A 13866-nucleotide genomic window follows, 5' to 3' on the forward strand; every position below is an offset into this window, starting at 1 on the left:
CATAAAGACGAATCATGCCATTCTATTTAGCCGAACTGCATAGACGTTAAATAGTTCGATGTTTCAGAGGCATAAGGCCACAGCTTTGTCTGCACGTGCCCTGACACCAACGCCCACAGTTTATACCTAAAGCTACATTTTTTCATCAGATGATCATCTTAGGAACTTTGATCGAAATTCACCGCAGGTAGCGGATAACTGCCAATTGGGTAGAGTGCTTGTTTCTTTGCTCCGCATCAAATGCTCGCCTCCGTTCTGGAATTGACATCATCACTCCCTGACATAGAAAACCCGCCCGATCGTTTCCGATGAGGCGGGTTCCTAATGTTCAGTACCCGAGAGCAACGCTATGGTCTCAAGAGTCCATCTTTTGCGTCACTTGCCAGGTTGCTGTACGTGAATGCATAGTATTGCTCAGTGAAGAAGTTAAGTATCTGAAAATAAAAGATTTTATTTTCTCTTTCTGCTCAGGTCGTTCAAGAATTGGTGCAAAGCCGTAATCAAATGAAATCAAAAGGCTGCTCAATCGGAGCTAAAGTGGCGCTCAAATGGAACCAAAATGCTGCTCGTCTGGAGGTTGGATACAAAAAAGCCTCCCGAAGAGGGAGGCGTCCGTCGAAGTAAAAGTCGGTTCGTTTCAGGATAGAAGGATGGGCAGCAGTGGCAAGGTTCTCGATAAGCTTTGACCGCTTAAGCCGGTTTACCGTTTTCGCCTATGCCCGCACCAAGGCTGAGTTGCCGGCGTTGAGCAAAGGACTCTTCTTCCGCTGCGTCTGGATGTGCCATCCGCTTCGTAAAATCGTCCAACCAGGCAACCGTTGCGTCGTCAGCCTCAACGTCGGACTTGCTCCGCTTGCCTGGCACCGAAGGAGTGCAGGTCTCGCTAGGCCTGCTGGGGGTCGTCTCGTTGGTCATCTTTCGCGAACTCCCGAGTTTTCTCTGACGCGATTGCTCGATCGTAAAATGTTGCATGAACCTGTTCAACTGGGAACGCGGGTTCAACGTCGGAGTCCTTCAGGTGCTTAATTGCGGTTCGAAGATGCAAGCCAAGCCGACGCGAAAGAGAGCTTGCCGTTTCGTAGCGCTCTGAGAACGTATCGAATTCTTGTCGCTTGACGACCGTTTGCGGACAACGGTTGACCGGGTTGATCGCGGTCTCAGCCTGGAGATAGCCGAATTCAATTAGTCCCTTGACCACGCGCGTTGACGTTTTGAGTTTTTGTTCGACCTCGCGCAGGGAATAGCCGCCGTGATCTTCCCGTCGAACATGCGACTTCACCTCCTCCAGATCGACGAGGACGGAAAGAAAACCGGTCTCTTTCGGAGAAGTTCGGACGGTGAACAGGCGTCCATCCAGGATCAGCTGAACGACCTTGAGCGTGGTGCAGTTCGCAACCTTCGCTGCGTGCAAGATTGGCGTTAAATTCGGCTCTTCCCCCGTCGCCGGCAGCGCCTTGGCAGTCAGCGCCTCGAGGAAAGCATCCAAATCGCGTTTCGCAAAGGCATGGTGACTGAAGGTTTCGGTGCCGCCATAGAGCCAGGGCTTCAGAATGTTCGCCTCGAAGAGAGTTCGCTCAAAGGGGCGAGGCACATTGATGTATGTCCTGACGTGGTTCAGGGACATGCTTTCTTCGATCCGATCGAGAATAAATTTGGCGTCGTTGGCGCGGAATAGGATACGCTCGTCTGACCGACCAAGCTGATCTTCATCAATCAGGCCGACTGCATGGAGCACCTTCTTCAGTCGTTTTGGGTGAGCTCCGGTTTCAATGTGAGCAGAGTGAACGGAATGGAGGGTGCGCTCCTCCGGATGTTGGCCAAAGATCTCATCATCTGGCCCCATTGGCAGCGTGTTGAACGCGTGTTCGGTGATGATAGTCCTTAAAATATCGTAGGCGGCGTCAGTTGTCTCGTGGGCAAGCCACTCGTAAAGGCGTCCGTAGATCTGCCTTGGACCCCAGGCCCGACGTGTGTCTGTGAAAGTCTGTTGCATGTGATCTAGGTACGCACAGATTCCATCGGAGCCGTGAATGCAGATCTCAAAGCCTACCTGACCTGCATCGTACCACTGGTCTTCAGACAAGTTTTCCGCAGTGACATTCGCACCAAAAAGATTTGTCGCACCGATGATTTCGCAGGCTCGGGCTGCTGCATAAGCGGGAAGGGCCGACAGCCAATTGTCGGGTCGGTTTCCGGAGATCCGGCTTTCCACATAGACCTCGAGGTCGGATGGTTTTCGGTGCTGCGCAGAAGCAACGTGCCAATCGACGTCATCCACGAAAGGTCTGAGGAGCAGCGAGAAATCATGCACCTTTTGCGGATGGTCATCGGTCGCAGCAACGACCAATGGTGTGTTGTGTTTCGAACAGGTGCGAATGGAGGCGATGTTCCACGACCAGCGTCCGTAGGGCCTCACCTTTTCATGGTCGACGTTTCGCTCAAGGTCTTCCTGAATGCAGTGAGGGCAGACTCGAACTGTGGCGCGACGTAGCGATGCTCTCGGCAGCGGCTCCCCGTTAAGCTCGAACCTACAATTAGCGGTGCGTTCGAAGGTTGTTCCTGGAAACCCATCTTCGAAGCCGACGAGTTCTGTAAACTTGGAAAGTCCCGTAGGATCTCCATCGCAGAGATCCTGGAATTTCAGCCTCATGTCGAGGCAAAAGGAACGGGCGTCGCGAGACGCCATGGTGGCGATACGAGAAACGAAACTGGTGATGGTTTCGTCCGCATGACATGTGGGCACGTAGAAGGGATCGAGTTTCATGATCAAGCTCCACGTGCGACCTTGCGACGCCGCTTTTTCGGCTTCGGCTCTTCATCGATTTTGTTCTCGGGGAAGAGGGTGTTGCGGACGTCAACGGCCTGCCATTCGATGCTGTCAGCAAAGACGTTTTGTTTCGGGTGGCAACCGGTCTTGACCTCATAGGCTCGCTCGAAGTCACCTAGGAGCGGGTTTTTCCTCCCTTCTTGCAGGGTCAGGGAGAGTGCTTCCTGGACGACTTCAATTAGATATCCAAGACGTCCCTCAGTGCCATGCAGGAGACGGCTCGCGATTTCCCGAAGGGGAAGATCGTCAAGAGACAGCTTTGCCTTACGGCTACAATTGTGCAGAACGTTTCGAATTTCCTTCAGATCCGCCTTGCAGGCAGTCAGCAGATCAAGGCGAACGAATGTACTACGGCGGCGAAGTTGGAAATCGCTCTCGATGAAGTGAGCCAGCTTGGGCATGCCAGACAGGATCAGCCACACCGGCCAATCCGCATTCTGCATCAACCCTTTCAGTGTGTCGCTGACCTTGAGCGCTTCAGCGGGGTTATTCAATTGAGTCAGATGCTGCAATTCATCGATGTGCAGGAAACGGATTTTGCGCAGGGCGAGCTGTTCCCGCACCAATCGCCAGACGACATTTTCTCGAAGATCGCGTTGAAGCTTGTACCCCATCGTCTCCAGAATCTCGACACCCAGCTGTTTGAGGTTGCAGGGGGAGGGCGCCCAGACTGATAAAACAAAGGTCTTATCATTGCGGTCTGTCATCCCCAGATCGGCAAATGCACGTTCCAGAGAACGGGTTTTTCCGGTTCCGGATTCGCCGACCACAACAACCGCTCGCCCTTCGTTCAGCCTCCCGACGCGGCTCAATCCCAGCTTTTCTGCGATGTCTTCATAGTCTTCGAAATCATCCAGCAGCTTGTTAAGATGATCGAGAAGCGTTTGGTCGCGAACGTGCGGATAATATGTGTGCTTCAGCTGCGCTTGAAGGACAGCGACTTCTGAATTGCGCTTTCGGCGGTGGCGCGCGCTCTTCTGATGTACCGGAGCCTCTGCTGCCGGGGTTTCTTCGTGGGTGATTTCAGTATTCATCTCAGTCCTCCAGAATGTAGTCAAAGTCATCGTCGTCATCGTCATCGTCATTCCCCAGGAAAGGCGCGGACTCCGCGACGTGTGAAGCCGGGCTGTCAGGCTCGATGTCTGTGGTTTCGGCTTCATCGACGTCTTCGATCTCATCGAAGCCCAGAATGTCGCCATCGAAGTCTTCATCGAGCCTCTGGCGGTCGTCGGAGAAATAAGCGTCAAGCTTGGCGAGGTTATCCAGGGTGAAAACAGGTGATGCGATGCCCCGCCTGGCTCGCGTTTCATCTGCGAGACGACGAAGTCCTGCGAGCGCCTTTTTGACGATTGCCGCAGACTGAGCAGCCTCTTCGCCATACTTCGCCAACATGCGCTGCCGGTTTGCGACATGCGTTTCCAGCGGAACTCCATGCATTTCGAGCGTGGTACATGGAACCTTGAGCCAGCCTTTAGGTGTATCGACTGAGATGTGCCCGAGATCGTCAGGATCGAAACGTACTTTAAGCTGTCCGGTTCGGTACTGCCGACGGATCGCTTGAAGCTCATGGGACTGATACTTGTTGCAGTAAAGCTGGATGCCTTCACTGCGGAGGCGACGTTCCACGGTAAGACCGAAGCAAGCGCGCATTGCGTCTTGGTTCGGAGAAAGTGGGACGCCGACCTTCTTGCGAAGGGCAAGCCAACAATTCCGTGGCGTCTGCCCCCCAAGGCCTTCATGGGGCGTGTTGTGGTAAACATCGACCACCCACCGGACGAGTGCCTGGCCAAGTTCTTCGACTGAAAGCGATGCGCGTGCCCCCGCTTCGTAGTCGCCCTTGTCGACGACGTTGGTGAAAGTGCGACCGTCGAAAAGCGAGATCAGTCCGGTGTGAAATGTGCTGAACACGCGTTCGATAGTCCCGCGCAGATACGGGGCTCCGGCGACGGCGTAATCGACGGCGATCCCGGCATCGATCGCGGCGGTGCTGAATGCTCCGGCGACATAAGCCGGACCATTGTCCACTCGAACCATCTGGATGCGCCCTGCCATGTCCCACGGTGTTTCGCAGCCGGCTGACTTGGCGAAGTCACTCTTGTCGGACATCGCCATTCTCAAGGTTGCAATGGCGAGGTCAGTTGTCGCCGTGGGGGCCAGCTGCATTGCGAGGATGCACTTGGTTCGGACATCAATTGCGGCCGAGAGCTGCATGCGACCGTAATCTTTCTCGAGGGCTTCCTGCGTCGAAATTCCGAGTTCTTCCCAAAGGCCAGTCCGCGTAAAAAGGGTATGGAGCGAGACCAGCCATTCGTCCATTTCGACGACCTGCAAAGGCCACTCTGGGTTATGTTTTCCCTGAATGTACGCGTACTTCTTCTGAGCGTACGAAGTGCCCTTTCGGCCGGCATCGACATGATAGGGAGCGAGCTTGCGAATTTCCGCACGCATGGCCGCGATGCTCGGCTTGAGCAGAGTGGGAAGTCCATTTTGAGCGCGGGTTTCGTTTAGTTCGTCGAAGTGCTCTTCGAATTTTTCGTAGACCCGTTTTACGGTCGGCTTCAGGAGGCTGGCGTATTCCAGGGCGCTACAGCGAAGTAGATCCCTGACTTCCGGATGAAGGCGGTCCGTCCGGTTGCCGCACTTGTGTTTTAGCGGACAAAGCGCCATGACGTTGAAATCGGCAGCCTCATATTTCTGGAGCCAATTACGGACGGCGCTTGGACTAGGGATTTTGAATGTTCCCTCCGTCTGCTGGCTACTGAAACGTGTCCCTGGGAGACGCTGGACAAGCAGGGTGACCCACCGCCCAAAAAGGGTCTCGAGTGTTGGCTCCATGGCAGCGTTACTCCGCGAGGTGTGCCCTTCGGCTTCCATCTTCAGAAATTCGTCGCAAATGAACTGCCGGAACCTAACCATTTCAGCGACTTCAGGCTTCAAATCCGAAAGTTTGATGTTTGGTCCCACCTTGGAACGCACTGCGGGCAGCGAAAAAGCGCCAGGTTCTTCGGTCAGGAGGCCCTGTGCGACGAGGTCGACGAGTTCGACAAAAGTGAACCTTTCGTGGACCTCTGGATTATCGACACGGCGCATCACGCATGCTTCGTTGTCCGAGGCGACCTCGGTGTAGGAAACTCCCTTGATCGTAATTTTCGTATGGGGAGCGAAGCGAATTCGGCTGGCAGCGCCGGAAAACGAGGGGGCGTATTGGTTGTTGTTAAGTTCGGACAAGTTCAAGTTCCTTTCCATTTTTAGGTTGTGTTGCAGATTGTGAGGTGAGGGAGCTCTTTACGGAGACGCGTCACTGGCTCCAGATGATGCACTTGTGTTGTGGCGGGCAGAGCGCCTTGGCCTTGAAGTCACCGGCTTCGTACGTGCGGAGCCAGGACCGAAGGGTTTTAGGTTTCGGGCACTTGAAGACGTCGATCGGCTGCCCTGAAAATTTCGAGCTGGGTGTTGTCGTTGAAGGGGCCTCGGGTGACCGGCTTTGGCTTCTGCTTGTCTCTGAGGTTCAGGACAGTTTTGAAAACCAGGAGCTTCGTCTGCGGGGCACTCCGGTCACGGCCCTCCTCTAATTCGAGGGCCGTGACCGGGCTGGTCGTGTTGTCGGTTTGGGAGGTCTGCGAGATCAGGAAACTGATCGAAAAGCGGCAGCGGTTTTCGCGATGTTTGAGAAACAATGCACGATAATGTGCGCCATACCGTCCAGGTCGGCCGGCTCATAGCGCAGAAGCCAACCGCGCACAGTGCACGGTTTGGGGTGTCCAAATCTCGCGACGCTATTGGGAAAGCCGAACTTGGAGCCGGGAGAATTCTCTGCGTAGTTCTCAACCCACTCGGAGCAAAGCGCCGCGATTGCGTCCTTCAACGCCGCGTCACTATACGTCGAGTGAGCGTCAATACCCATCTTCCGGAGGCGTCCGCAGATGAATTGACGAATTTGGACCATCTCGACAGCTTGATGCGACATGTACAGCAGGTCGCTGCAATCGACGTCGTCATCGTAGGCTTCCGGTACATCCGTGCCGCGTGCCTCGAAGAGGATCCTCCAGGCGACAAATGCCTGGAGTTCCGAATTCAATCGCCTCTCGACATCAAGCGGGTTGTCAACGCGGGCAAGCACGCAGCCGTGTCTGTCCCATGTGACTGCTGTGTACTCAACGCCGCAGATGTCGATTTTCGAATCCGCTTTGACACAGATCGGGTATTCCGGAGACGGGGTGGGCTCGTTCTGAAGTTCGGTGCTGTTCTCGGTCATGTTCAAATTCCTTTCTTGTTAGGCTGCTTTGCAGATTTCGAGTTCGGTCTCTTCGAGGGGACGGCGACGGGTGACCGGCTTCAGTTCCTGCATGTCGATGAGGTTGAGGACCGCGTTGAAACCGTCCGCTTCGAGGTCGAAGAGAGCGACCAGAGAAGCGAAGGGGAAAAAACCGTGCATGGAGGCGAGGTGCTGCCGAAGCTTCTCGATGGCTTCTTCATCGCGAAGTTGCCGCGCCCTGCGGATCAGCGTTGAGTTCCGAACCTGAACGCGAGAAATCTGGCGATCGGTGCGCACAACGATCTTGTCCGCATAGGTCGGGTGCTGCTGCCGGATGAGGCGGTGATCAGCCTCAATTCCACTACGGACGAGGCGTTTCTCGGGTTTGATGTCGTAAGCGATCGTCCGACCACCACGGAACTGGACGTGGAAGTCGAAGGTGTGAGTTCGGCGATTGCCTTCTTCGTCGAAAAAGATCACCGGCTTTGGCTGTTCCTGAATCAGCACAGCCTTTGGGTGTGCAAGCGCGACTGAGAGGAAGTCGGTCTCCAAGGTGCTTTCGGAACCGGCCCAGCGATCGCAGGTAGTGTTCAGGAGAAAACCGCGGTTCGAAACCGAGGATTTCAGACTGACTTTCCGCGAGGCATGGGAGGCGCCGGCGGGGACAAAGTAATTGGGGTTGTCGTTGGACATGGTGGTTTCCTTTTCTGCTTGGTTCTGACGTGACTGTTCACGGCAGATATTCGGCAGGCGAAACCACCGGCATCGATGTTGCCCGGACGGGCAAACGAGCGGATACGGTTCAATGCATTCCACATGGCAAAGTTCTCCTGTTCCCGCGCGGCGGCGGGTTCGAAATTCAATCACTTGAGGGGAGAGCTGCTGTGCCGGTTAAAACGACAAAGAAGGGAATTCGTTTCCCGACATCAGCAACGGATGCTGTTCGACACGACCGAGGAGGTCACGAAGAGACAGCGCTAGGTAATCCACTGCAACGGATGTCATACCTCAGACATCGCGCAAGCAGTCGGTTACCCAACTCAAGCGTTGTGTATCGGGAGATCTTGTGCGGCTTCGCGGAGAGCCGAATTGTTCTGCATGAAAGTCATGGTCGGCTACCTCCTTTATCCTGCCAGACTGAGCTGGTGGGTGAAGCCGAAGTCGAAACACGCATCGCAACCTATTTGCGACCGGCATTTCGGAGGCAAACCTACTACCAGGGTTTTTCGCATTTGGGGAGCCCAGCCGGAGAGCGAACCGGGGTTAACGATAATATGCTGCATTTAGGTTCTCGCCAATTTTATGATTGTTGAATCTACGGATGGCGGAATCTCTGAGTTTTTAGCCAAATGCTCTGCAAGTTGGCGTCGATCGAGCTTCGCTGATTTTTGTAGATCTTTTGCGATCGATAGTAGAGTTGGCTTCTTCGGTTTCAGGATTTCCCGTACGCGGTGCATCTGAGTTTTCAAGACCAGATCGCATTCTCTGGAGAATTTCTCATCGGTCCGGACCATTCTTTGAAGGTCGGACTCGGTGACGTCGGCCCTGAAAACCAATTCGCCAGACAGGCCAGAACAGGCCACAAGCCGGGCTGCAAGCATCGTTGCCCGCTCAAGATCCGAACCGGTCACCAGCCCTGAACCGTCAGACGGCTCATCGAAGAAAAGATCTTCCGCGGCGTGTCCGGCTAAGAACACGGCGATCCGGTTGAGATAGTCGCTGCGAACCTTGAAACCCGAGTTGGAGGAGGGGAGGACGGTTTGTCCCCCTCTTTCAATCAGGATGCCATTCGCCGGCCGGACATAGTCTCGAACGGTGACCTCCGTCGCGATGATGCCCTGGATCACATACGCCGCCACAACGTGTCCGGCTTCGTGAAACGCAAACCTCTCCAGAAGTACAGGAGGAACTTTCGTCATTTCACTGTTGAGAGTGTTGAGTACCTGTTGGACGTCCAATGCCCTGCCTGACCGTCTCGCCGTTCTCCGGCAGTCTCTTGCAAGCCGCTTCAACTCCGCCCCTGTCCATCCCTCGGTCAGGCGTCCAATTTCGCTGAGGTCCGGTTCTGGAAGTTCAGACTTCAGGTGCTGACTGAAGATTGCCTTCCTCGCTTCGTGTTCCGGCGGAAGGATTTCGATAACGCGTTCTAGGCGACCGGGCCTGAAGAAGGCGCGGTCGATTGTCTCCAGACGGTTGCAGGCGGCAACGACGACGACACCGTCGCGCTTCTCGGATCCATCCATCAGCTCTAACAAGCCGGTGATCAATTGGGTCGCATATTCTGGCGCATGACGCGAAAGCGTCTCTCGGTTGCCGACGGCGTCGAATTCATCGACGAACAATATTGCCGGCGCGTTTCGCCTGGCTTCGTTGAAGGCCGAGTTGAGGCCTTTCAGCATGTCGCCGAGATGTCCGAGTGCCTGGGACTTCGACAGGGAGCATTCGATGAACTTTGCGCCACAGGATTTAGCAAGGGCCTTTGCGAACACCGTCTTCCCGGTGCCTGAGATGCCAAATAGAAGAACGCCACGATCGACGTCGCGCCATGAAAGCGCACCAGACTTCCAATCCTTGACATCCCGAGAGAGTTCGAGGCCCCACATTTTCGCCTCACCATATCCGGACATGTCTTCGAGCGACAAAACTTCGTCGTCGTCGCGTCCGTTGGAGCTGTTTGATGTTTCCGCGTCCGCCATCGCATCAAGGATACCGAGGGCTGCCTTGAGTGGCCGGTTTCCGCGAAAGGCGATCGACAGACTGGAGATGTTGTGGGCGATGAGATCGTTTGCGATAGGATCGCTCAATTGAAATCCGCGAGAAATTAGGAGGGCGGCTTGGATATGACGCCTTGTCGGACCGACCTCGACGGTCGCTTCTACGATATTCCGGAAGGAGCCCGTAATCGGATATTGCGGGGTCCCGACAACAACCAGCCGCTCATTTTCGGTCACTCTCTCCAGAAGTAGAGACCCCTCTAACTTCTCCTTGCGCCTGTACCTGGATTTTCCCCTTTGATCGAAAAAGTATTGAAATTCTGGAGCAGTGCCTCTGCCGGGACCTTCAGGGTCGAGGCTCTGAAGTTCAATCTCAAGGGCCCTTTCATAGAGTGTCGTGTCGTTGTCGTTGGGCAGTTCGACGCCGAGGATGTAAGCTGAACGATGTTGGAGATCTGGACGTCGCCGGAGCGCGCGGCGAACTGCCATGCGGGCCATTAGTAGGCCCACGTCGCGTCCGGTCCCGGCAATTAAATTTGGGCGTTTCATTCGAGTGCTTTCAGGCAAGGCTGTCGCGTTCGCTCCGAAGGATTTCGGAACGTCGGCGTCGGGTTTTGGGAGACTTGAAAGAAGCCAGCAGCGCCATGAACACTGGCGGCCGGTTCCAGTCTTTCCGAGTTCGGGGAGCTATGCTGAGAACTATACCAGCTGATCAATGACTTGGTGCTTCGGGGCGGATACAGCTTTGATTTCGAGGGGCTTTTATCCGTTCACTCCGTCGGGCTGCCGATGATGGAAACGGACGACGTCGTCGACATGTTCTCCGAGCCTGGACAGTCCCTTGGTTGTTACCGCCCAGCGAAGATCCTGTGATACCCAAAACAAGGGCTCCAAGAATGGCCCGGCTTCTGACCTCGCTATGATGCCCGGGAAGACCACGAGTGTCTTGCTCCAGTCTCGAAGGGGAGGGCCAGATGTGGCCTCAGGATCTGACAGGTGCGCGCCCTTTTCGAGGGCGATTATATCGCGCGCGATTTTGAAAATTGCAGATGGTTCCAAGTGTGGGACGATCAGTCCCGGAGGCGGTAAAGAATGCAAGATTTGGCTCGTTATTCTGAACGTGAGGAAGGGTTCCCGCAGATGAAGGTCCGCGAGTCTGTATGGGGCGATGCTGTTGGATTGAAAGCTTTGGGGGCTTGCAGGTTTGAAGGATCAAAATATCAAGTATAAAACTCAATATTTCGATTGGCAGCGTTTATGTGGAACAAACGTCCACGTGATGGCCTATCCGGTAAACGCCCTTCATTTGTATTTGCGGTGACTTCGAATTTATTCTGTCTCGATGTAGCGGATCGTTATTTTTCCTGATGTCTGCGTTGATCGTGTTTTTGTTGTGGATGCGTATTCTTTAACAAAAGATGAATGAAAAATTCGTGCGGCATAGCCTCGAACATTGCGGTCGATCGAGTGCACGCTCCAGAAACTGAAATGCCCTCAGAGCAGAGTGTTGCCATTTCCGTCGATGTGTTCGCGGAAAGGAAAACTGAGTCCTTCCAACGGAGGGATTCAATCCTGCGAATTCGGTTTCCGAAGCGTTTTGGGCGTCTCATGAGGGTGATGGCCTGTTCGCAGATCACGGGTGCGATTATGCTGTTTCTGGCGACCAAAATGGTGGGTCACCTCTTTGAAAATTTATTTTTCAGACGGGGCAAAAATATCGTTTTTCAGACGTCCGTTTGGCGTTTGGTCGTTTGGAAACGCTTCTTAGGGATATGATTTGGGGTGCCTTCCAGCCGAAGGTCTCCGACGTGTTCTCATCCCCCGGCCGAGTTTTCGCGCAAAATCATCCGGCGTTATCCGTTTGAACCGGAGTGCCGTCGTCGTCGAGGCCGACGCCGAGTTTGAGTTCGCGACGTCGGGCAAAGAATGCCACCTCGTTCTCTCCAGGTTGCGTCATTTCCTCGGTGAACTTATCCAGCCACCGCATCGTCTCGTTGTCGCTCTCTGCGGCGGAATTGGTCCGCAGCGCGGAGCGCGCAGGGGAGGGAGTGACTTCGGGCGTCGTCGGGTTCGGCTCATTGGTCATATGACACAAACTCCCTGGTGAAGTTGCGCGGATCCCAACGATCGTAGTTTCTTGTCTGGCGGTCTTCAACGGGGAACGGCGGTTCTACACCCAACTGGAGGAGATCATGGATCTCAACTCACGGGGCATGGAGAACGAGCGATAGGCAATTCAGACTTCGACAGCAAACCGGTACTCAGAAGCTCTGGCGTGGCAAAATGCGTTCGCATAAGCCTCCAGTTCACGAGTAGTCCGCACTTGCCTTCGCTGTGTTTCATCATTTCGGTCAGGAAGTCCGCTCTGAACGCGACGCCGAAATAGACGTGTTGCTCTGCATCCTTCCAAGTCGGGTCAATCACTGCGCCGTTTTCATCTACGAGCCAGGCGTGCTGAATCGGTACTGGGAGCGCCGGGTCGAGTGCATATCCCTCCGAATAGAATAGATCCCTATGTGTGAGAGCATAGGCAGTGGCGTTGGTATAACATGCCTTGGCGTCCCTACGAGGTAGCCGAGATGATGCATCCTGGCTGGGGTGGAATTCAGAGCCGAATTGCTGCAAAGCTTGGCTTGGTCCGAATACCTGTTCGTCAGCGGAAAGGGCGTCGATGTAGTTTTTTAGCTGTTCGATAGCGTGTTGGTGGGCTGTCATAGGTGTGTCTGCGAAGTCCAATCTAAAAAAAAGAAACCGCCATTCCTCCTAGACGTCAAGGCGCCGGATTGCAGATGGACCTGCTCGGCTCTTACTGCGGTTTATGTCCAGTCACCGACCAAACACTGCGGATCATTGCCGTCGCAAATTTCTGAGTGAACTAGCGTCGGAAGGATTTCAGAGTGAATCGCTTCACGCTCCTGCCGCCGTTCCTCATCAAGACTTCGTTCAGCCCGGGCTTTTCGAGAAGCACGGTCTGAAGCCGATGCGAGCTCGCGAGAGCTGAGGCATCCGCTGGAGCGATGTCCGCAGCCAGAATGAGGAGTTCCGCGCATCTGGCTTCCGTCTTCGGTGCTTCGGTCTCGAGCAGAAGACGGTCTTCCATCGCGGCGACGAGATCGTCCGAAGCGCGGATCGCCATCCATCGTTCAAGATCGGATCCGCCCAGGTTTGCTTCGAGATCGAGATTGCGGGTTTGCAGGCATGCAATGCGGCGGTCACAGGCTTCGATCAGGTCGTCATGGAGATCTTTCGCAGCGGCAGACATTCGAGCGATCCATTCGCGCATGAGGCGGGACTGGACGGCATTCTTGACCGAGCTATTGGCCATGAGGGCCGCGCTGCCGATCACGGGTGCCAGAACAATGGCTCCGGCCGACCCGATGGTGACAAGCCCAACCCACGCCCCGGCCTTGGTTCCAACCGCTCCCAACAGGCCGCGAGAGGCCCCGTCGATCATCATCCACGCGGGGAGATCTCCCATTGGAATGCGCCCCCGGGCGACTTCAAGGCCGCCGCGCAGCAAACCGATGGACAGAGCGAACTCCAGTATATCCGGATCCGCCAGATCGGCTGCATGTCCAAGCGTTGTAGAGAGCATCTCCTCGACGGTGGGGAGGTCGAAACCGGGGAGGGTTGTGACCAAGGGAGCCCATGGCTCTCCATGCCCCCGTGCCGCCTCCACAAGCGCAGCATTGGCGATCACGGGAATGTCGGGGTTCTTCTCGAAGTGCTCGGAGAGGATCGAAAGGCTTTTCCCGCACTTCACCTGCACCTCGGACCCGTCGACCAGCAGATCGAAGCCTTGCTGGTTGCTGGCCTCCGGGAAGGAGACTGCGTGTCCGTCCGCAATAAGACGGTCGAATACGAGACGCTCGGCGGTGTATCCGCGCAACGAGATCCCGGCGCCGACGCTGGTGAATTCATGGACGCTCGCCGCGAAATCGAGAGGATCGGCGAGATCCGCCTTGCGGGAGAAGTCAGCGGCCTGAAGAACCCTGGGATCCATCGCCACCGAATGCCAGATCATCTCTCCGGCGCTGAGGCTGAAGACAAGAAGGCCGTCGGCGACGTCG

The 13866-nt window shown here is 55.2% G+C and carries 8 protein-coding genes and 1 pseudogene; all 9 read right to left on the reverse strand.

What is annotated here, in order from left to right; translation table 11 throughout:
* Positions 1 to 883: 883 nt before the first annotated feature.
* Positions 884 to 2764, reverse strand: coding sequence for a TniQ family protein (locus WNZ15_RS08935; RefSeq protein WP_342892596.1), 1881 nt, complete (start codon positions 2762 to 2764; stop codon positions 884 to 886).
* Positions 2765 to 2766: 2 nt separating this feature from the next.
* Positions 2767 to 3861, reverse strand: coding sequence for an ATP-binding protein (locus WNZ15_RS08940; RefSeq protein WP_342892597.1), 1095 nt, complete (start codon positions 3859 to 3861; stop codon positions 2767 to 2769).
* Position 3862: 1 nt separating this feature from the next.
* On the reverse strand, positions 3863 to 6061 hold the full coding sequence (locus tag WNZ15_RS08945) for a Mu transposase C-terminal domain-containing protein (protein ID WP_342892598.1): 2199 nt from the start codon (positions 6059 to 6061) through the stop codon (positions 3863 to 3865).
* Positions 6062 to 6452: 391 nt separating this feature from the next.
* The gene (locus tag WNZ15_RS08950; RefSeq protein ID WP_342892599.1) at positions 6453 to 7082 is read right to left on the reverse strand and encodes a hypothetical protein; all 630 of its coding nucleotides are present in this window, start codon (positions 7080 to 7082) and stop codon (positions 6453 to 6455) included.
* 18 nt (positions 7083 to 7100) lie between these two features.
* A complete protein-coding gene (locus tag WNZ15_RS08955) occupies positions 7101 to 7775 on the reverse strand; it encodes a hypothetical protein (RefSeq protein ID WP_342892600.1) in 675 nt (224 codons plus the stop codon).
* 590 nt (positions 7776 to 8365) lie between these two features.
* A complete protein-coding gene (locus WNZ15_RS08960; RefSeq protein WP_342892601.1) occupies positions 8366 to 10345 on the reverse strand; it encodes an AAA family ATPase in 1980 nt (659 codons plus the stop codon).
* Positions 10346 to 11639: 1294 nt separating this feature from the next.
* Positions 11640 to 11882 carry a hypothetical protein gene (locus tag WNZ15_RS08965; protein ID WP_148630295.1) on the reverse strand — a complete coding sequence of 81 codons (243 nt, stop codon included), beginning with the start codon at positions 11880 to 11882 and terminating at the stop codon, positions 11640 to 11642.
* A gap of 113 nt (positions 11883 to 11995) precedes the next feature.
* Entirely contained in the window at positions 11996 to 12511 is a 516-nt protein-coding gene (locus WNZ15_RS08970; protein ID WP_342892602.1) for a hypothetical protein, read from the reverse strand.
* Between the two features lie 160 nt (positions 12512 to 12671).
* A pseudogene (locus WNZ15_RS08975) lies at positions 12672 to 13866 on the reverse strand (hypothetical protein); the annotation flags it as partial.

It is taken from the genome of Roseibium sp. AS2, from assembly GCF_038900065.1.
GTDB lineage: Bacteria > Pseudomonadota > Alphaproteobacteria > Rhizobiales > Stappiaceae > Roseibium.

Bases quoted from the DNA above. Each gene is read 5' to 3' on its own strand.
- WNZ15_RS08940 (WP_342892597.1), bottom strand. From the start codon at position 3,861: ATGAATACTGAAATCACCCACGAAGAAACCCCGGCAGCAGAGGCTCCG.
- WNZ15_RS08955 (WP_342892600.1), bottom strand. From the start codon at position 7,775: ATGTCCAACGACAACCCCAATTACTTTGTCCCCGCCGGCGCCTCCCAT.
- WNZ15_RS08970 (WP_342892602.1), bottom strand. From the start codon at position 12,511: ATGACAGCCCACCAACACGCTATCGAACAGCTAAAAAACTACATCGAC.
- WNZ15_RS08965 (WP_148630295.1), bottom strand. From the start codon at position 11,882: ATGACCAATGAGCCGAACCCGACGACGCCCGAAGTCACTCCCTCCCCT.
- WNZ15_RS08935 (WP_342892596.1), bottom strand. From the start codon at position 2,764: ATGAAACTCGATCCCTTCTACGTGCCCACATGTCATGCGGACGAAACC.
- WNZ15_RS08960 (WP_342892601.1), bottom strand. From the start codon at position 10,345: ATGAAACGCCCAAATTTAATTGCCGGGACCGGACGCGACGTGGGCCTA.
- WNZ15_RS08950 (WP_342892599.1), bottom strand. From the start codon at position 7,082: ATGACCGAGAACAGCACCGAACTTCAGAACGAGCCCACCCCGTCTCCG.